An 18623-nucleotide genomic window follows, 5' to 3' on the forward strand; every position below is an offset into this window, starting at 1 on the left:
CCCGGACATCCCACCCCTGCAACACCGGCTCCTGCGCGCCCTGTCCCAACGGGCGCAGTGGAAGGCCGCGCTCCTGGCCGCGAGAGACCGCGCTGCCACCGCCGCCCCGACCACCGTCGACCACCCCACGTCCTGACCGGAGGAGCAATGGAACACGTCACCATCCCCACCGCCACCCGTCCGGATCTGCCCGGTCGGACCCTGCGCACTAGTGACAACCGCGCCGTCTACTCCGTCCGCGAGGTCGCCCGACTGCTCTCGCTCTCCCTGGGCAGCACCTACGCCCTGGTCCGCGAGGGAGAGATACCCGCCCGCAAGCTCGGCGGGCGCTGGGTCATCCCCAAGAAGAGATTCCACGACTGGCTCAACGAAGCCAACGAGCAGGACAACCGAGCATCGGAGGGGTGGGCCTGATGGGCTTCGTTCGTAAGACTCCCGTTGGGCGCCACCGGGCGTGCTGGCGTGATCCGGCCGGCAAGCAGCGATCAAAGACGTTCCGCACCAAGAAGGAGGCCAATGCCTTCCTGGCCGAAGTCGAGTCGGCGCTCAACCGCGGAACGTACGTCGCTCCCGATGCCGGCCGGCTCCGCTTCGCTGACTACGCGCAACGCTGGCTGAGCAATCGCAACGACGAGAAGGCGACTGCTGCCCGCGATGCCTCGATCATGCGAAACCACGTCGTGCCGCGTTGGGGTGCGGTGCCGCTGGCGAAGATCGAACACTCGGCCGTGCAGGAGTGGGTGACCAAGCTGGGGGAGCGGCTGTCGCCAGCTACGGTCCGCGAGTGCTATCGGCTCACGTCAGGCGTGCTCCGATCGGCGGTTCGTGACCGGCTCATCGGCTTCAACCCCTGCGAGGGCGTCCGTCTCCCGCCCCGGCGGCGCATGGACACCGACGAACTGGTCATCTCCCGCGCGGATCTGTTCGACAGGCTTCTCCCCGCCGTCCCGGACCGGTATCGCGCCCTGGTCGCCGTCGCGGCTGGCACCGGCCTCCGCTGGGGTGAGTGCGCGGGACTCCGCTGGGATGCCGTGGACCTGGCCGCGGGCTTGCTCCGGGTGGTGCGGGTCGCGGAGGAGGTGTCAGGGCACGTCACGCTTAAGCCCTACCCGAAGTCACGAGCTGGCCGGCGGAATGTGCCGCTGCCGCCCTTCGTGGTCCAGGCGCTGGCCGACCACCGGCAGTCCTTCGAGACCGGCGCCGAAGATCTGATCTTCGTTGCCCGGACCGGCGAACCGCTCAAGCGCGGCACCTTCCGGGCGCGGATCTGGAAGCCTTCGCTGCAACGGGCCGGGCTGCCCCTCGCGCTCCGGTTTCACGACCTGCGGCACTCGTATGCGACCTGGCTCGTCTCCGATGGCGTGCCGATCAATGACGTTGCCAAGGTGATGGGACACGAGCAGACGTCCACGACCCTAGACCGCTACACGCACTCGACCCGCGACCGCGATCGCAGGGTGCTCGCGTCATTCGCTGCCTTCTCGCTGCCTCAGGATGAGCGATAAGCCCTGAAAACGAATCAAGACCCCTCCGTGGAGGGGCCTTGACCTGCTGTTACCTCTGGTCGGGGTGGCCGGATTCGAACCGACGACCTCTTCGTCCCGAACGAAGCGCGCTACCAAGCTGCGCCACACCCCGAGGCGTGCCGACAAATAGTAGCCCACCCGCTCCGATGGTCAAACTCGGTACCCCCGCCGCCCGACCCGGCCGAATCACGCCCGCAGCCGCCAAGATCCGCGCAACTTCCCCGATGTTGCTGCCTTGCGGCACGGCGAGGCAGCAACATCCCCGATACTGCGCGGATCTTGGGGCGCGGCGGGGCGACGGCGGGGACGAGGGCGGGGCGACGGCGGGGCGGGTGGTCGGGGGCGGTCGGGGAGGCGCGGCGGGACAGGTCAGCGGGGGATGAGGGTCAGGATGCTGGCCTCCGGGGGGCAGGCGAAGCGGATCGGTGCGGTCGGGTGGGTGCCGAGGCCGGCGGAGACGTGCAGCCAGGAGTCCGATCCCGGCCACCGGTGCAGGCCACGTGCCATCGAGCGGGGCAGGCCGCAGTTGGTCACCAGCGCCCCGTACCCCGGGACGCAGACCTGGCCGCCGTGGGTGTGCCCGGCCAGCAGCAGGCCGAAGCCGTCGGCGGCCATCTGGTCGAGCACCCGTGGCTCGGGGGAGTGTGTCACGGCGATGGACAGATCGGCAGAGGACGAGACGCGGCCGGAGACGACAGGGTAGTCGTCCCGGTCGATGTGCGGGTCGTCGACGCCCACGAGGTCCACTTCCCGGCCGCCGGCCTTGAGGGTGGTCCGGGCGTTGTTGAGGTCGGCCCAGCCGGCGCCGGTGAACACCTGGCGCAGTTCCTCGTAGGGCAGGTCGACGCCCTCGGTGTACTCCCGGTCAGGCAGGAAGTAGGTGAACGGGTTCTTCAGCACCGGCCCGGTGTAGTCGTTGGAGCCGAACACGAACGCGCCCGGGTAGTCGAGCAGCGGTTGCAGCGCCCGCAGCACGCCCGGCACCGCGCCCGGGTGCGCCATGTTGTCGCCGGTGACCACGACCAGGTCCGGGTCGAGGGCGGCCAGCGACGCCACCCAGCGCTGCTTGCGCGCCTGGTCGGGCATCATGTGCAGGTCCGACAGGTGCAGCACGCGCAGCGGCTCCGCGTCGGCCGGCAGCGTCGGCACGTCGTACCGCCGGAGGGTGAACATGTTGCGCTCGACGAGCGACGCGTACGCGAGTGTGGTCGCGCCGACCGCTGCGGTTCCGGCGGCGAGGCGGAATAGTGTGCGCTTTCGCATGGCGTTCAGGGTAGTTTGACCGTCCATGAGCACGCTGAAGGACCGCCTCACCGCCGACATGCGTTCCGCGCTCAAGGCGCGCGACGAGCTGACCACCTCCACGCTGCGGATGGCCCTGGCCGCCGTGGGCAATGCCGAGGTCGCCGGCAAGGCCAAGCGCGAGCTCACCGATGACGAGGTGCTCGCGGTGCTGACCAAGGAGGCCAAGAAACGTCGGGAGGCGGCCACCGCCTTCGCCGACGCGGGCCGCGCCGAGCAGGCCGCGAAGGAGACCGCCGAGGGTGAGGTGCTGGACCGCTACCTGCCCAAGCAGCTCTCGGACGCCGAGCTGACCGAGCTGGTCGCGGGGGCGCTCGCCGCGGGCGGCTTCACCGGCAAGGCCCAGATGGGCCCGGCCATGAAGGCGGCCCAGGCCGCGGTGGCCGGCCAGGCCGAGGGTGGTCGGGTCGCCGCCGAGGTACGCCGACAGCTCGGGCTCTGATCCCCAGCGCCCAGTCCGGACATGCGAACGGGCGGTCACCCCCACAGAGGGTGCCCGCCCGTTCGTGCGTACTGCTGCTGATCAGCCGCCCGGGCGGCCTGGCGGGTTGCCGGGCTGCCCCGGCTTCTTGGCCGGCGGCGTGCCGGCGGCGCCGCCGCCGGTGCTGATCTCGATGGTGACGGGGCCGCCCTTGATGGTGCGCCCGTCCGGGTTGGTACCGGCGGCGGTGCCCGCCGGGCAGGGGGAGGTCACCTTCGTCTGGGAGACGATCGGCTCGAAGCCCGCGCCCTTGATCCGGGACTTGGCGGTCTCCACCGGCTGGCACTTCACGTCCGGGATGCTGCGCTGGTCACCCTCGGAGATCTTCTGGCCGGGTGGCTCGAAGTTGATCCGCGGCTTGCCCTTCATGGCGTCTCGCAGCGTCTCGTACACCGGCGGGTTGATGCCGTCCTTCTCGGCGTGCTTCATCTTGACGTTTGTCTGCGGCCAGTCCGGGTCGGCCATGATGCCGGCCACCGCGTACTGCTTGGTCATCGCGACCAGGGCGGCGGTCTTCTCGGAGTCGGTGGTGCCGGACTTGCCGGCCACCGGCGCGTCGACGATGCCCTTCACGACGCCGGCCGTACGGCTGCTGCCGCACTTGCTGGTCTTGGAGTTGTCGCCGACCGGGCAGCGGGCGGCGTCCACGGCGGCGCGGGCCACGTCGGTGCTGAACCGCTTCTCGCAGCGCGGGTTGGCGATGTCCAGCTTCTTGCCCTCGGGGTCGCGGATCTCCTGCACCGGGATCGGCTCGCAGTACTTGCCGTCCGCCGCGAGCGTCGCGTACGCGTTGGCCAGGTCCAGCGGAGTGGTGGAGGAGACGCCGAGGGTGAAGGCGCCCCACTGGTGGGCCGAGTCCTTGGTGGCGGCGAACTTGGCGTCGTTGCTGGCCCGGAACTGGATGCCGGCCCGCTTGGCGACGTCGACCACGTTCTCCGCGCCGACCTGCTGCTGAAGCGGCACGAAGTAGGTGTTGATCGACTGGGCGAAGGCGCTCCACATGTTCTGCACGCCGCCGGCCTTCTTGCCCGAGTTGGTCGGGCAGTAGAAGTGGGTGCCGGAGCAGGCGGCAGGGCTGTTGCTGTCGATGATGTATTCCGACTTGAACTGCTGCGGCGCGTTGAACGAATAACTGAGGGGGATGCCCTTCTCCAGGGCGGCGACGATCGTGAAGATCTTGAACGTCGAGCCGGCCTGGTAGCCGGCGATGCCGTCGCCGCCGGTGAGCAGCGGGTTGACCGTCGCCGGGTAGTTGCCCTTGATGCCGCGCTTGCTCTTCGCCGGGTCGCTGGAGATCTTGTTCTTCGGGCTCTTCGGATCGTCCAACTTGAACTGCCGGTTGACCGCGAGCGCCCGCACCCGGCCGGTGCCCGGCTCCACCACGGCGACCATGGCGGCTTCCTTGCTGGTCTCCTTCTTGGCCCGGCGGACCGCCGCGTCGGCGCCCTTCTGTGCCTGGACGTCGATCGAGGTCACGACGGTGTAGCCGCCACTCTTCAGTCGCCGCTCACGGTCGTACGAGGTCGAACCGAACGTCTCCTGCTGCATCCACCAGCGGTAGAAGTAGTCGCAGAAGAAGCCCCAGCTGTTGACGTTGGTGGCGACGCAGCCGTTCGGGGTGCGCTTGTCCTGCACCTTCAGCTTGACCGCCTTGGCGGCGTCGGCCTCCTGCTGGGTGATGGCCTTGGTGTCGACCATGTTCTGGATGACGTAGTTACGACGGTCCAGCGCCAGCGGGTAGCCGCTCTTGGTGGTCGGGTCGTTCGTCGTCGGGGCCTTCACCATGCCGGCCAGCAGCGCGGCTTCCTCGATCTTCAGCTTGCTCGGCGGCTTGCCGAAGTAGACCTGGCTGGCGGCGTAGATGCCGTACGCGCCGTTGCCGAACGAGGCGAGGTTGAGGTAGCGGGTCAGGATCTCGTCCTTGGAGAACTCCTTGTCGACCTGCAGGGCCAGCCGCATCTCGCGGAGCTTGCGGGCGCTGGTGTCCTCGGTCGCGGCGACCACGTCGGCCGGGTGGGTGGCCGAGTAGGCGATGGCCAGCCGGACGTACTGCATGGTCAGCGTCGAGGCGCCCTGGCGCCCGGAGCCCTCGCTCTGGTTGTTGACGAACGCGCGGGCGACACCGTTGATGTCGACGCCGTTGTGCTTGTAGAAGTCGTGATCCTCGGCCGCGATGATGGCCTTGATCATGTACGGCGAGATGTCGGCGAGCTTCACGTCGCGACGGTTCTCGTCGTACATCGTCGCGAGCGGCGTCTTGCCGTCCGACGCCAGCAGATAGCTGATCTGTGGCGCGCGGGCCACCGTCAGCTCTGTCGGCAGGTTGCCGAATGTCTCTGCCCCGGCCTTGGCGGCCAAGCCGGACATCGCCACCGCGGGGAAGGCCGCCGCAGCGACCACCACGCCAGCCAACAGGCCACATATGAGCAGCGATGCGGCGTTGGTCAGCACATTGTGGTCACGTTTCCGCATCCAGGTCACCTCGGCATGGTACGCGAGTAGGGAACGAGGGCCGCCTGGGCGTCTTTCCCCATTTCCTGCGTGCGCTGCCCTCGTTGTGCTAAACGCATGACCCCCCGTACGAGGTTGCGTGTGACCTGGCGCGAGTCTCCACCGTTTGGCGGAGGCTCCGCAGCGTTTTCGCCGACCTCGGCGGGGTAACCGGCGGTCGAGAGCCCGGGAAGCCGGGAGTGTCCGGAATGATGGATTTCGCCGACAACGTTGCGTAATCAGTCGACTACAGAGCATGATGATGGCGGCGACAGCGCCACATGTCGTCCGCACCGCCTTGGGGAAGGCGGCCGGGCGACCGGGGGGAAATTGCCGGCTGCCGTGCAACGAGGTCGGTAGGTACTGCAAGGGGGGACGTGTACACATGGGCATGATCACTGACTGGCCGTCGCTGGCGGCGTGTCAGAACGGGGACCCGGACGCGTTGTTCGTACAGGGCGCCGAACAGAACGTGGCGAAGCGGATCTGCCGGAGCTGCCCAGTTCGGTACGAGTGCCTGGCCGACGCGCTGGACAACCGGATCGAGTTCGGTGTGTGGGGCGGTATGACCGAACGCGAACGCCGGGCGTTGCTGCGTCGTCACCCCCAGGTGACGAGCTGGCGCAAGATGTTCGAGGCAGCGATGAAGAAGAACAGCAAGGACAAGGCTGGCAAGGACAAGATCCTCGTCAGCGCGGCCACCTGACGCCGGTCACGACCGGCTGATCGCCGCGCCGATCGTCCGCAGCCCGTCGACGTCGTGCACGTCGGCGGGCTGCGCCGTCACCGACACCGCCGGCACCGCCGGGAACGCCTCGGTGAACCGCGCGGCGACCTGCTGCTCGCGTACCGCCTGACGGGCCAGCGCGGCGTGCGCCCGCAGCACGTCGGCGGTGGCCTCGTGCCCACCCAGCTCGGCCAGCCGCTCCGCGGCGGCCCGACTCTGCTCGGCGTCCAGCTCCGGGACCGCCGGTCGGTGCACGCGGTTGAGCACCAGGCCGGCCAGGGGCATCTTCTCCTCCCGCAGCCGGCCCGCGAAATAGGCGGCCTCCCGGACCGCGTCCGGCTCCGGCGCCGCGACCAGCACGAAGGCCGTCTCCCGCGCCTGCAGGATGCGGTACGTCTGCTCCGCCCGTTGCCGGAAACCCCCGAACATCGAGTCGAGCGCGGCCACGAAGCCGGACAGGTCGGTGAGCAGCTGCGCGCCGAGCACCTTCTGCACCACCTTCGAGAACATCCCGAACGAGGCCGTGACCAGGTTGAACATGCTCCGTCCGCCGCTGCGCGCCGGTGCCAGCAGCAGGCGCAGCATCCGGCCGTCGAGGAAGCGGGACAGCCGGGCCGGCGCGTCCAGGAAGTCCAGCGCGGAGCGGGACGGCGGCGTGTCCACCACGATGAGGTCCCACTCGCCCCGGGCGTGCAGCTGGCCCAGCTTCTCCATCGCCATGTATTCCTGCGTGCCGGCGAACGTCGAACTCATCGCCTGGTAGAACGGGTTCGCGAAGATCTCCGCGGCCTTCGCCGGGTCGGTGTGCTGGAGCACCACGTCGTCGAAGGTGCGCTTCATGTCCAGCATCATGGCGTGCAGCTCACCGCCGCTGGCCTCGACGTCGATGCCCTTGACCTGGCGGGGTGTGTTGTCCAGCTCGGTCAGGCCCAGTGACTGGGCCAGCCGGCGGGCCGGGTCGATGGTGAGCACCACCGTGCGCCGGCCGTGGTGTTCGGCGGCCCGCAGCGCCAGCGCCGCGGCCGTGGTCGTCTTACCCACCCCGCCGGCACCGCAGCACACGACGATCCGCACGCCCGGGTCGGCGAGGATCTGGTCGACGTCCAGCTGCGGCGCCGCGTCTTCGGAAGGCACCAATCGAGCGTATCGGGCCGCGTCGGTCCATGCGCCCGTGCTGAGCTCAGGTGTGAGTCAATCGGCGCTGACGAGGGCACGGGCCAGTGCCGTGAGGCCCGCCCGGTCCACCCCGTCGGGCAGCAATGGCAGCTCGATCATCGGCAGCCCCAACTCCACCAGGTCGGCGCGGAGCGAATCCTCCAGTTCGCGCCGGATGAGCTGGTCTCGCGCCTCGTCGTGCAACCCGGCCACGATGTCCTGATCGGCAGGCAGCCCGGCGGCGACCAGACCGCGCCGGAGTTCCGCGGCGGTGACCGCCGGGCCGGCCGGCAGTGGAGGCCGGGCGCCGTTGACGATCACCTTCCCGATGCCGAAGCCGAGCGCGGTCAGGTCGGCGATGGCGTCCACCGTCTCCTGCACCGGCATCTCCTCCAGCAGCGTGACCACGTGGACGGCGGTCATCGGGGAGCGCAGCAGCGCGGACACCCCCTCGCTCTGGGTCTTGATCGGGCCGACCTTGGCGAGCCGCGCCGTCTCCGCAGTGACGTTGAGGAAGCGGCCGATCCGACCGGTGGGCGGCGCATCCAGCACTACCGCGTCGTACGCGCGTCGCTGCCCCGTGGTGCGGGTGGTGGCCTCCTTCACCTTGCCGGTGAGCAGCACGTCACGCAGGCCCGGGGCGATGGTCGTGGCGAAGTCGATGGCGCCGAGCTTGCGCAGGGCCCGGCCCGCGGCGCCCAGCTTGTAGAACATGTCCAGGTATTCGAGCAACGCCTCCTCGGCGTCCACCGCGAGCGCGCGCACCTCACCGCCGTCCGGTGCGTCGGCGAGGCGACGCTCCTCGTACGGCAGCGGGTCGATGCCGAAGAGCTGGGCGATGCCCTGCCGGCCCTCCACCTCCACCAGCAGGGTGCGCCGGCCACCGGCGGCCAGCGCCAGGGCCAGCGCCGCGGCCACGCTGGTCTTGCCGGTGCCGCCCTTGCCGGTCACCACGTGGAGGCGGGCCGACCATCCGGTACCGGCCGGGTCGGACGGCCGCTCAGCTGCACGCACCCGTCGAGCCTATCCAGGCTCGCCGGTCAGGCGACCTCGCAGACCCACCAACCCGTCTTCTGCACCACAGTGAAGCGCAGGTCCTGGTCGGCCACCTTCTCGTCGGCGGTGGTCATGGTGATGCGGGTGGAGACGGTGGCCCGGTCGCCGGTCTGGTTGTCGACCTTCGGGGTGGCCCACTTGAACCGGGGGTTCTGGTACTCGGACGCGTACTTCTGCACCTCGGCCACCTTCGCCGCGATCTTCTTGTCGTCCCGGGAGGCAGCGCAGACGTGCTTGGCGGCCTTGGTCGCGTCCCGGTCCTTGTACACGGCCGTGAGGAACTCGTCGACGGCGACCGCCGGCTCCTTCGCGCCCTCGCCGGACTCGGCGTTGCGCAGGGTCAGGAACGCCACGACGCCGCCGCCCACGCAGAGCACCATGATCACGACCAGCGCGATTGCCGCGATCAGCAGACCGCGCTTCTTCTTCGGCTCGGCAGTGCCCTGGTACGGCGGGTAGCCGGGCGGGGGCGGCGGGAACGCGCCCGGGGCGCCGGGAGACTGCGGCGTGCCGGTCGGAACATCGGTCTGCGGAAGGCCAGCGGGCGGGCCGGGCTGGGTCGGCACGCCCGGCTGCGCGGGGAATCCCCCCGGCGCGGGCTGCCCGGGCAGAGCGGGCTGCCCCGGAAGGGCGAGCTGGCCTGGCTGGGCGGACGGGCCGGACGGGACCGCCGAGCCGGAAGGGGCGGCCGGGGCGGGAAGTGCGGGCTGGGCGACCGGGCCGGGTGAAGTGACTGTCGCCGCTTCGGGCTCGCCCACGGGGGTGCGCGGGTCGGGTTGCCCGGGGATCGGCTGGCCGGCGGACGTCGGATCCGGCTGGCCGGAAGCCGTCGGGTCGGGCTGTGCGGGGATTGCCGTCTTCTCGGGTTGACCGGCGGAATCCGGGGTCGCCGACGGAAGAGCGCGCGGGCCGGCCTGGTCGCCGCTGGGCGGTTGGGTCATCTCGTTCCCCCGGGGGTGCGGCGCCCGGCCGCCACCCCTGGCGCCGAGCGAGATCGAGCGGGCGGCCGGGCGCTGTGCGACCGTCCGACCGGAAGGGTAGCGGCCAGCCGACGGTTCGGTGTCGCCCCTATCGCGCGGTGTGTGGGCATGGCGTGCATCACGCAGACGGTGAGATCACTCGCAGTCGGGATTCCTGCCCGACATCTGTCACATATGTGACTCTCGGTGACTGATCGTGCGCGTCCTGTTGGCGGGACCGCCGCCGGAGACCTACCTTCGTCCGGGCGGGGGGGCCGGAACGGATGAATGGTCCGGGCCGGAAGCGTGGTCCGAGAGGTACGACCGGAGGCAGTTCATGCGCGACGCGGACAACATCCCTCGCACCCAATTCCCGACGAACGAACGGCAACGCCGGCCCGCATCCGTGGGCGAGGTGGCCGGCGGGCCGTTGGGCAGCCTGCCCATCAACGAGCGGTCGTACCGTCGGGTTCCGGAGCCCCCGGAAGTGATCCGGATGTCGAGCCAGCCCGTCGAGCGGCTGCGGGACGACGACGAGCCCGGGTTCGTCATCCACCTGCCGATCCGGGTGCCCGACCTGGCCTCGGCGACCGTGCTGGCCGGTCGCGTCGCGGAGTCGCTGGGCTTCCTGCCGGAGCTGGACGCCGGCGAGACCACCGTGTCCAACGCCGACGACCAGAACAACCGCCACCGGGTTTTCTGCGACCTGCTGCTGCCCGACCGGTCGCGCTGCCCCCAGGGGTACGAGCACGAGGGCCCCTGTGGAGAGCTGCCGACCGCGCCGGAGCAGCGTCCCGCGCCTCGTCCGGCCAGCGGACCGTAGGCTGTGCCCGACGAAGTCCGCACCACGAGGGAGCCCTCCAGCGATGCAGAAGTGGGAATACTCCACGGTCCCTCTGCTGGTCCACGCGACCAAGCAGATCCTCGACAACTGGGGTGAGGACGGGTGGGAACTCGTCGCCGTGGTCCCCGGCCCCAACCCCGACCAGCTGGTGGCGTACCTGAAGCGGCCCAAGGCGTGAGCGCGGCGCGGCGCGGCACCGCGGTCGCGGGCCACGGGGTGACGCGATGAGCAACGGTCCCCACGCGAAGCTCGCCGAGCTGGGCCTCGAACTGCCCGACGTGGTGCCGCCGGTGGCCAGCTACGTGCCGGCAGTGCAGTCCGGGCAGCACGTGTACGTCTCCGGCCAGCTGCCGATCGCCGAGGGCAAGCTGCTGGCGACCGGCAAGGTCGGCGCCGGCATCTCCGCCGAGCAGGCGAAGGACCTGGCCCAGCGGTGCGCGCTCAACGCGCTGGCCGCTGTCGACTCGTTGGTCGGCCTGGAGAACGTGGTCAAGGTGGTCAAGCTGACCGGGTTCGTGGCGTCGGCCCCCGGCTTCATCGGTCAGCCCGCCGTGATCAACGGCGCCTCCGACCTGTTCGGCACCGTCTTCGGCGAGGCCGGTCGCCACGCCCGCAGCGCCGTCGGGGTGGCCGAGCTGCCCCTGGACGCCCCGGTGGAGATCGAACTGATCGTCGAGGTCGCCTGACCTGACCGCACCGCCACCGTCCCGCGATCATGCGCCGCTGGCCCGGAGGAAAGCCCTGAACAGGGACGAATCAGGGGCCGGACGTGCATGATCGCGGGACGTGGCGGGCAGGGTCGTACGATCGCAGCCATGAGCGGGCACGTGACGGGGGCGACTGCGGCGCTGGCCGACAGGCTGCCGAGCTGGGTGACACTGCTGCGCGCGCCGAACCCCGGCCCGATGACCCTCGACGGCACCAACACCTGGCTGCTGCGCGCGGCACCGGGTGACCCGGCGGTGGTCGTCGACCCCGGGCCGGCCGACGAGGGACACCTGGCGGCGATCGCCGCACACGGCCCGATCGGGCTGATCCTGATCACGCACGGCCACCCCGACCACACCGAGGGCGCCGCCCGGCTCAGCAAACTGCTCGGCGGGGTGCACGTCCTCGCCGTCGACCCGGCGCACGCCATCGGCGGCACGCCCCTGACCGACGCGCACCTGGGCGGCTTCGGCCTGGGCATCCGGCTGCTGGCCACCCCGGGGCACACCGCCGACTCGGTCTGCTTCCTGGTCGAGCACGGCGACGAACGCGCGGTGCTCACCGGTGACACTATCCTCGGCCGCGGCACCACGGTGGTGGCCCATCCCGACGGGCACCTCGGCGACTACCTGAGCAGCCTGGAGCTGCTGTCCGCGTACGCCGGAATCCCGGCGCTGCCCGGGCACGGCCCGGCGCTGGCCGACTGCGCCGCCGCAGCCACCTTCTATCTTGCCCACCGCCGGGCCCGGCTCGACCAGGTCCGCGCGGCGGTCGCCGCCGGCGCGCGGACACCCGCGGACGTGGTCGCGGCGGTCTACGCCGACGTGGACCGCTCGCTCTGGTGGGCTGCGGAATGGTCGGTCCGTGCCCAGTTGGAGTATCTGGGCGTCGACACCGGGGAATCTGCGCCTGGGGTCAGTGGGTTGGAGCACATGTGACCTGCCCGGTGTGCGGAACTGTCGCTGTCCCCGGCGCACGGTTCTGCCACAACTGCGGTGCCGCGCTGCCGGCCGCCGCCACGTTGCCGGCGGCCGAGCGTCGGGTCGTCACCGTGCTCTTCGGTGACCTCTCGGAATTCACGTCCTGGTCGGAGGACCTCGACCCGGAACGGGTCGGCGCGGTCACCGACCGGGTGCTCGCCTCCCTCGCGGGGGCGGTGAAGACGTTCGGCGGGCACGTCGACAAGCTGACCGGCGACGGGATCATGGCGGTCTTCGGGGCGCCGGTGGCGCACGAGGACGACGCCGAGCGGGCCATGCGGGCCGCCCTGTCCATGCAGCGGGCCGTCCGCCGGGTGCTCGACGACGAGCGCGGCGGCGGCGCACCGCTCGGCCTGCGGGTCGGCCTGAACACCGGCGACGTCATCGCCGGCATCCAGGCGGCCATCGAATACACGGTCATCGGCGACACGGTGAACACCGCCGCCCGGTTGGCCGACGCCGCCGCTGTCGGCGCGGTCTACGCCGGCGGGCGGACCGCCGCAGCGACCCGGCACGTCGCCTCCTGGCGGGCGCTGCGCCCGCTCCGGCTCAAGGGCAAGCGCGAGCCGGTCGAGGCGTACGAGCTGCTGGGCCTGCTGGACGCGCCGGGCACCCGGTCGGGTCTCGGCGACGAGGCGCCCTACGTGGGCCGGGAGACCGAGATCGGTCGGGTCGCCGGCCGACTCGCCGAGGTGATCGACCAAGGCGACCCGCGGGTGCTGCTGATGACCGCCGAGGCGGGCATCGGCAAGTCCCGGTTCGCCGCCGAGGTCGAGCGTCTCGCCGCCGGGTACGACGTGGGCGCCGGCCGGTACGCCGCGCACACCGGCGCCCGGGTGCTCTCGGTGCGTTGCGCCGCCTTCGGTGAGCGACGCAGGCTCGCGCCGTTGGCAGACCTGGTCCGCGCCGCGGTCGGTCTGCCCAGTGATGCGGCAACCGCGCTGACCCGGCCGGCTGTGGAGGAGCGGCTGCGCCGGCTCGGTCAGCGGCTCGCCCGCTCCGGCGGCGAGTCGCCCCCGATCGCCACCGACCAGCTGCTCGCCCTGCTCGGTTACGCCGAACTGCCCGCGCACGGCGGTGCCGACAACGGCGAGTGGGGCAGCTCCACCGCCTCGCCCGCCGATGCCGAGGCGGTGCCGAACGCGGTCGCCGACCTGCTCAGCGGGCTCGCCTCGGAGGCGCCCCTGGTCATCGTGGTGGACGACCTGCACGACGCCACCCCCGAGACCATCCGCGCTCTCGGGTTGGCGCTCTCCCGACTCACCGGTCCGGTGCTCGTGCTGCTGCTCGGCCGCCCCGAGCTGGTCCGTACCGCCGGCGCGCTGACCCGCGTCGCGGACGCCGAGGTGCACTCCCTGCCGCCGCTGCGCGGCGCCGACGCCGCCCGGCTGCTCACCAGCTACCTCGGCGGAGGGAAGCTGCCACCGGCCGACGCGGATCGGCTGCTCGCCACCGCCCAGGGCAACCCGTTCTACCTGGCGGAGCTGGTCACCCTGCTGATCGAACGCGGCGCGCTGACCGCGGAGCGGCAGGCGTCCGGTGACGGTGACCCGGCCACGCCGGCCGGCTGGCGCCTCGTGCCCGGTTCGCTGGGCAGCCGGCTGCTCTCCCGGGACCTCGCGGCAGTCCTCGCCGCCCGCATCGACGCGCTGCCACCGGACGCCCGTTCCGTCCTGCGGGACGCGGCGGTGGTCGGTGACACAGTGCCGACCGGCGCGCTGGAGGCGCTGCGCGAGCAGCGGGCCGGCCGCGACGGGAGGCCCTCGGCGGTGGTCGCCGTGGAGTTCGACCGGGCCGTCGAGGAGCTGCTGCAACGCCGCATGCTGCACCGCACCCGAGCCGGCTACGCGTTCGCCACCCCGCTCATGCGGGAGGCCGCGTACGCCGGGGTGAGCAAGGCGGAACTGGCCGAGCGGCACGCCGCGCTGGCCCGCTGGGCGGCGCCCGTCGACGGGGCTACGGCCGGCGCGGTGGGCGGGTTCACCGAAGAGGCACGCGACGACTTCGTCGCCGTGCACGTCCAGCGGGCCGCCACGCTCGCCGACGCGGTGAAACTGCGACCGGACGCGCCGGCCCGCGCCGTGGTCCCGCTCGGGATCGCCGCGCTCGGCCGGGCCGCCCGCCGGTCGCTGTCCGCCGGGGAGCCCGCGCTCGCCGTCGAGTACGCCGAACGCGCCAGCGAACTGGCCCGCGACGGGATACCGGCGATCGACCGGGTGGTGCACGCCCGTGCGCTGCTGCAGATCGGCCGGGTCGCCGACGCGCTCGCCTTCGCCGAGAAGATCGCCGCGAACGCGGGGGACGAAGCCACCCGTGCCAGCGCCCTGCTGCTCGCCGGGCAGGCCCAGCAGACCCTCGGCGACCAGGGTCGGGCGGAGGCCGCCTGGCAGGAGGCGTTGCAGGTGGCCACGGCCGGCGGGCTGCCCACGCTGCGCGCGTCCGCCATGCGTCGGCTCGGCATGGGCGACTTCGTGGCCGGCCGGCTCAGCCAGGCGAGCAGCCGGTTGGCCGCCGCGTACCAGGTCAGCCTCGGCGCGCAGGACCGGCGTGGGCAGGCCTGGTCGCTGCAGAACCTGGCCTGGGTGACCACGACCCGGGGTGACTTCGCCGGCACCGATGCCGTCCTCGGCCGGGCCGCGCGGCTCTTCGCCGAGCTGAAGGACCCGTACGGGCGGGCCTGGCTGCGGGGCACCACCGCGTTCGCCCGGCTGCTCGCCGGTCGGCTGCGGGAGGCGTGCCGGATGGCGCAGGTCTTCCTGCCCTTCGGCGAGCGGGTCGGCGAGGCGTGGGCGGTGGGCACGCTGCGCGCGGTCGCCGCGTTCGCCACCGCCGAGTTGGGCGACCTGGCCGAGGCCGACCGGGAGGCCCGCCGGGCGTACCGCGAGTTCGCCGCCGCGTCCGACGACTGGGGTCGCGGGTTCGCGCTCGTCGTCCGGGCCGTCGTCGCTCGTGGACTGGGCGAGCCGGAGCACGCGGCCGACCTGCTCACCGACGCCCTGGTGTACGCCGACCAGACCTCGCACCCGCTGCTCACCGGAATGGCGGGCACGCTGCGCGGCTTCGTGGCGCTGGACATGGGCGACCACGAGACCGCCGAGCAGGCCGCCCGGGCGGTGCTGACGGCCGTCGAACCGCACAACCCGCAGGCGCCGGCGCAGGTCGCGCCCCGGGTGCTGCTGGCCACCGCCCGGCTTGCCGCCGGTGACCCCGCGACCGCGGTCGGGCTGCTCGCCCCGGTGGCGACGGCCGCCGCCAACGCGCCCTCGCTGCTCTTCTCCCGCCGCCAGACCATGGCCCGGTACGCGTCGGCGCTGCTCGCGCACGGTCAGCGGGAGCAGGCGCTGGACTGGGCGAGACGGGCGGTCACCGCGCCCGCCGAGGACGTACGCAGTCAGGTGATCGCGGCGAGCGTGCTCGCCGAGGCGCTGGCGGCCTGCGGCCACTCGGCGGAAGCCCGGTCCTGCGCCGACGAGGCGGTCCGCCTCGCCTACGCCACCGAACAACGCAGCGAACGAGCAGCCGCAAAGTCCCTACAAGCCCGCCTGACCCTCCCCTAACCCCACTCCACCCACCCGGCCCCTACCCGGGCCTCCCGCGGTTGATCATGAAGTTGTTGCGCCGACGCGCCGGCATTGGTGGCAACAACTTCATGATCACCGCGCGGTGCGGGTGGGGCCGCAAGGGGTGGGGTGGGGCGGTTTTGGCGGTTCTGGGGATGTGGTGGTCGGGGCGAGGGGCTAGCGTGTCACCACCGTGCGGTGGTCCACAGTGGCGACCGTCGCCGTGCCTGGGGAGGCCATCATGAAGCTGCCGCGTTCCGTCGCGGGCTGGACCATCGCGGTCTTCGGCGTGCTGGCGCTGGTGATGGGCGCGGTCGGGTTGCTGTGGCCGGAGGCGCAGCTGCGTCTGCTCGGGTTCGAGGTGCCGGCGACTCGTGGCGCTGGCGACTACACCGGCACCTTCCTGCTGGCGTCGTCGATGGCGTCGTTCAACATGGGCGTCTACTACCTGCTCGCGACGGTCACCGAGTGGCGGGCGTTCTACCGTTTCACGGTGGTCTTCCGGCTGGTGACCTTCACCGTGTTCAGCATCGCCGTGCTGGCCGACATCGCCCCCGACCGGTTCTTCGGCGTGGCCGCGTGGGAGGGGTTGGGCGCGGTTGCCACGGCGATCGGACTGCGGATGGACGCCCGTCGGGGCACGCCGGCCGCCGTCGACACCGCTGCCGTGTCTCCCACTCCCGCCGCGTCTCCCGCCGCGGCGTCCGCTCCGCCTGCTCCCGCTCCCGCCTCCGCGCCCGCTGCGCCCGCCGCCTCCACGTCGGCCGATGCCGACGCGCCGGAAGGCACCGGAGAGGCGCCCGGCGCGGCCGGTGCCGCTCCGGCGGACGCGGCGCGCTGAGCCGCCGGCCGGGTTGGGTATTTTCGAGCGGTGACCGACACCCCGACCGGCGGCTTGCCGGTGCCGATCGTGCCCGGTCTGACTGATTTGCGGGTCTTTGCCCGAGGCGGCTACGCCACCGTCTACCAGGCCACCCAGATCTCGGTCGGTCGAGAGGTCGCCGTCAAGGTCGAGAACCGCACGCTGGACAGCGAACGCGATCAGGCCCGTTTCCTGCGCGAGGCGCGTGCCGCCGGGCGGATGTCGTCGCACCCGCACGTGGTGGACCTCTTCGACGTGGGCGTCACCGTCGACCAGCACCCCTACCTGATCATGGAACTCTGTGACGGGTCGTACGCCGAGCGGATGCGCAGCTCGCCGCTCGGCCCGGTGGAGGCCCGCGATCTCGGCATCAAGATCGCGGATGCGTTGGCGCACTCACACGGAGCCGGGGTGCTGCACCGGGACGTGAAGCCCGCGAACATCCTCTACTCGCACTTCAACTCGGCGGTGCTCGCCGACTTCGGGCTGGCCGTGCTGGCCGAGGCGCGCGACGCCTCGGTCACCCTGGAGGTGCTCACCCCGGCGTACGCGCCGCCGGAGATGTTCAGCCACAGCCCACCGTCGCCTGCCGTCGACGTGTACGCGCTCTGCGCCACCCTCTACGCGGTGATGCACGGCCGGCCGCCCCGCTGGCAGTCCGAGCGCAACCCCAGCCTGGTCACCGTGCTGGAGATGTTCAACCAGCCGCTTCCCGGCCTCCCGGGCGTACCGGACGAGCTCATCGACGTGCTGCGTCTCGGCATGGCCAACGACCCGGCCGAGCGGCCGTCCGCCCTCGAACTGCACGACCTGCTCGCCAACCTGCCGTTCGGCTCACCGTCCGCCCCGGTTAGCGGCGTCCCGACCAGCGGCTCACCGATCAGCGGCGCCCCGGTCAGTGGTGGCCCGAGCCGGTCCGGCCTGTACGGCACCGGCCAGCCAGCGCCCCGGCCGCCGGTCGAGGACTCCCGCCCCAGCGTTCCCGGCGGCCGGCGGTGGCGACGACGCTGGTTCCTCGGCGGCGCCGGGGTGCTGGCGCTCGCCGCCTCGGCCACCACCGGGGCCTGGCTGGCGAGCGGTGGCCCGCCGCCCGGCCCGTCCCCCTCGGTGACCCAGGTCGCGGCACCGGCGACCGGGCCGCTGCCCGGCTGCGCGTCAGGTGCCGGGGCGCCGACCGCGCTGCCCAGCGGCGCCCGTTGCCTGCCCGAGCTGGAGTGCTTCGGCCCGGTACGCATCCGCGGTGCCCGCGCCGAGGCGGCCCGCGTCCCGTGCGACGGCCGGCACACCTGGGAGACGTACGCCGAGGGCATCCTGCCGGTGCAGCTCGTCGGCGCGGCCTACGACGAGGTGATCGCCGCCGAGCCGGTACGACAGGTCTGCAGCGCCACGACGTTCCGACTGACCACGGAGATCGCCGAGCCGGTCGGCTGGCACCTGGAGGTGTTGCCGCCGGTGGACGGCAACGTCGACCGGGTCTACCGGTGCCTGGCGGGGCGGGGCGTCGACGCGCTCACCGCGCCCACGCTCACCGGTCGCTGAACCCGCCGCGCGCCCGTCCCCGGTCACGCACCGCACGCAACGCGTCCCGGCTGTCCAGGGCGTCGAGCGTGTCGGCGTCGATCCCGTACGGCATCAACTCCGGCGGTGCGGTGGCGTGTGGCTGGTCCGCCGGCTCCGGTTCGGCGCGCTGGCGGACGGCGGACACGGCGACCGCGGCGACCATGGCCAGCAGCACGCAGAGCAGTGCGAGAACCACGCCGAGAAGGTCCTGCCGGCGCAGAACGACCAGCAGGGCCAGCAGCGCGACGGCACCCGGCGCCGCGACCGCCGCCACCATCCGCGCATCGATCCTGGACAGTCGACTCACCCCTCCAGCATGTCGCGGCCTGGCCCGCTGTCAACCGGAGAGGCGATCCGCCGCGCCGATCAGTGTTGATCGAACGGACCATCCGACCTGACCGGTCGGCGTGCAC

General features: G+C 72.1%; 16 protein-coding genes, 1 tRNA gene and 1 pseudogene. 11 read left to right on the top strand and 7 right to left on the bottom strand.

Annotated elements, in window-relative coordinates; genetic code table 11:
- The first annotated feature begins 147 nt into the window (after positions 1–147).
- On the top strand, positions 148–414 hold the full coding sequence (locus AB0B97_RS28925; RefSeq protein ID WP_357498096.1) for a helix-turn-helix domain-containing protein: 267 nt from the start codon (positions 148–150) through the stop codon (positions 412–414).
- A complete protein-coding gene (locus tag AB0B97_RS28930) occupies positions 414–1505 on the top strand; it encodes a tyrosine-type recombinase/integrase (RefSeq protein WP_357498259.1) in 1092 nt (363 codons plus the stop codon). Before AB0B97_RS28925 ends, AB0B97_RS28930 begins: the two co-directional genes overlap by 1 nt.
- 56 nt (positions 1506–1561) lie before the next feature.
- On the opposite strand, the gene AB0B97_RS28935 is transcribed toward AB0B97_RS28930, so the two are convergent.
- A tRNA-Pro gene (locus AB0B97_RS28935) sits at positions 1562–1638 on the bottom strand.
- A 257-nt stretch (positions 1639–1895) separates the two neighbouring features.
- Positions 1896–2789, bottom strand: a complete 894-nt coding sequence (locus AB0B97_RS28940) for a metallophosphoesterase (RefSeq protein ID WP_357498098.1) — start codon at positions 2787–2789, stop codon at positions 1896–1898.
- 25 nt (positions 2790–2814) lie between these two features.
- Here AB0B97_RS28940 and AB0B97_RS28945 point away from each other — a divergent pair, with 25 nt between their 5' ends.
- Entirely contained in the window at positions 2815–3270 is a 456-nt protein-coding gene (locus tag AB0B97_RS28945) for a GatB/YqeY domain-containing protein (RefSeq protein ID WP_234583270.1), read from the top strand.
- Positions 3271–3351: 81 nt separating this feature from the next.
- Here the strand turns inward: AB0B97_RS28945 and AB0B97_RS28950 are convergent, their stop codons facing one another.
- On the bottom strand, positions 3352–5781 hold the full coding sequence (locus AB0B97_RS28950) for a transglycosylase domain-containing protein (protein WP_357498101.1): 2430 nt from the start codon (positions 5779–5781) through the stop codon (positions 3352–3354).
- Positions 5782–6184: 403 nt separating this feature from the next.
- Here AB0B97_RS28950 and AB0B97_RS28955 point away from each other — a divergent pair, with 403 nt between their 5' ends.
- Positions 6185–6505 carry a WhiB family transcriptional regulator gene (locus tag AB0B97_RS28955; protein ID WP_007466209.1) on the top strand — a complete coding sequence of 107 codons (321 nt, stop codon included), beginning with the start codon at positions 6185–6187 and terminating at the stop codon, positions 6503–6505.
- 6 nt (positions 6506–6511) lie between these two features.
- Here the strand turns inward: AB0B97_RS28955 and AB0B97_RS28960 are convergent, their stop codons facing one another.
- Genes AB0B97_RS28960 through AB0B97_RS28970 form a run of 3 tightly spaced genes read right to left on the bottom strand, consistent with a single transcriptional unit; the run spans position 6512 to position 9303 of the window.
- Positions 6512–7663: an ArsA-related P-loop ATPase gene (locus AB0B97_RS28960; protein WP_234583272.1), complete on the bottom strand. Its 1152-nt coding sequence runs from the start codon at positions 7661–7663 to the stop codon at positions 6512–6514.
- Between the two features lie 54 nt (positions 7664–7717).
- Positions 7718–8695 carry an ArsA-related P-loop ATPase gene (locus AB0B97_RS28965; protein ID WP_357498104.1) on the bottom strand — a complete coding sequence of 326 codons (978 nt, stop codon included), beginning with the start codon at positions 8693–8695 and terminating at the stop codon, positions 7718–7720.
- A gap of 26 nt (positions 8696–8721) precedes the next feature.
- Positions 8722–9303 carry a hypothetical protein gene (locus AB0B97_RS28970; protein ID WP_234583306.1) on the bottom strand — a complete coding sequence of 194 codons (582 nt, stop codon included), beginning with the start codon at positions 9301–9303 and terminating at the stop codon, positions 8722–8724.
- 730 nt (positions 9304–10033) lie between these two features.
- On the opposite strand from AB0B97_RS28970, the gene AB0B97_RS28975 reads away from it, so the two are divergent.
- The 7 genes and pseudogenes from AB0B97_RS28975 to AB0B97_RS29005 all read left to right on the top strand — a co-directional run bounded on the left by AB0B97_RS28975 (position 10034) and on the right by AB0B97_RS29005 (position 18189).
- Positions 10034–10519 carry a hypothetical protein gene (locus AB0B97_RS28975; protein ID WP_357498106.1) on the top strand — a complete coding sequence of 162 codons (486 nt, stop codon included), beginning with the start codon at positions 10034–10036 and terminating at the stop codon, positions 10517–10519.
- A gap of 43 nt (positions 10520–10562) precedes the next feature.
- Positions 10563–10718 (top strand): DUF4177 domain-containing protein, encoded by a 156-nt coding sequence (locus tag AB0B97_RS28980; RefSeq protein WP_007466198.1) that lies wholly within the window; start codon positions 10563–10565, stop codon positions 10716–10718.
- A 46-nt stretch (positions 10719–10764) separates the two neighbouring features.
- On the top strand, positions 10765–11226 hold the full coding sequence (locus tag AB0B97_RS28985; protein ID WP_007466196.1) for a RidA family protein: 462 nt from the start codon (positions 10765–10767) through the stop codon (positions 11224–11226).
- Positions 11227–11355: 129 nt separating this feature from the next.
- Positions 11356–12186 carry an MBL fold metallo-hydrolase gene (locus tag AB0B97_RS28990; RefSeq protein ID WP_357498108.1) on the top strand — a complete coding sequence of 277 codons (831 nt, stop codon included), beginning with the start codon at positions 11356–11358 and terminating at the stop codon, positions 12184–12186.
- Complete coding sequence (locus AB0B97_RS28995; RefSeq protein WP_357498110.1) at positions 12183–15785, top strand: adenylate/guanylate cyclase domain-containing protein; 3603 nt, start codon at positions 12183–12185, stop codon at positions 15783–15785. Before AB0B97_RS28990 ends, AB0B97_RS28995 begins: the two co-directional genes overlap by 4 nt.
- Before the next feature lie 244 nt (positions 15786–16029).
- Positions 16030–16407: pseudogene (locus tag AB0B97_RS29000) on the top strand (hypothetical protein); the annotation flags it as partial.
- A 252-nt stretch (positions 16408–16659) separates the two neighbouring features.
- Positions 16660–18189 (top strand): serine/threonine-protein kinase, encoded by a 1530-nt coding sequence (locus tag AB0B97_RS29005; protein WP_357498112.1) that lies wholly within the window; start codon positions 16660–16662, stop codon positions 18187–18189.
- Here AB0B97_RS29005 and AB0B97_RS29010 read toward each other — a convergent pair.
- Entirely contained in the window at positions 18176–18517 is a 342-nt protein-coding gene (locus AB0B97_RS29010) for a hypothetical protein (RefSeq protein WP_357498114.1), read from the bottom strand. The two genes, AB0B97_RS29005 and AB0B97_RS29010, sit on opposite strands and share 14 nt — an antisense overlap.
- Between the last annotated feature and the right edge of the window lie 106 nt (positions 18518–18623).

Origin of the sequence: Micromonospora sp. NPDC049004 (genome assembly GCF_040649315.1) — a bacterium.
In the GTDB taxonomy this organism is placed as follows: domain Bacteria; phylum Actinomycetota; class Actinomycetes; order Mycobacteriales; family Micromonosporaceae; genus Micromonospora.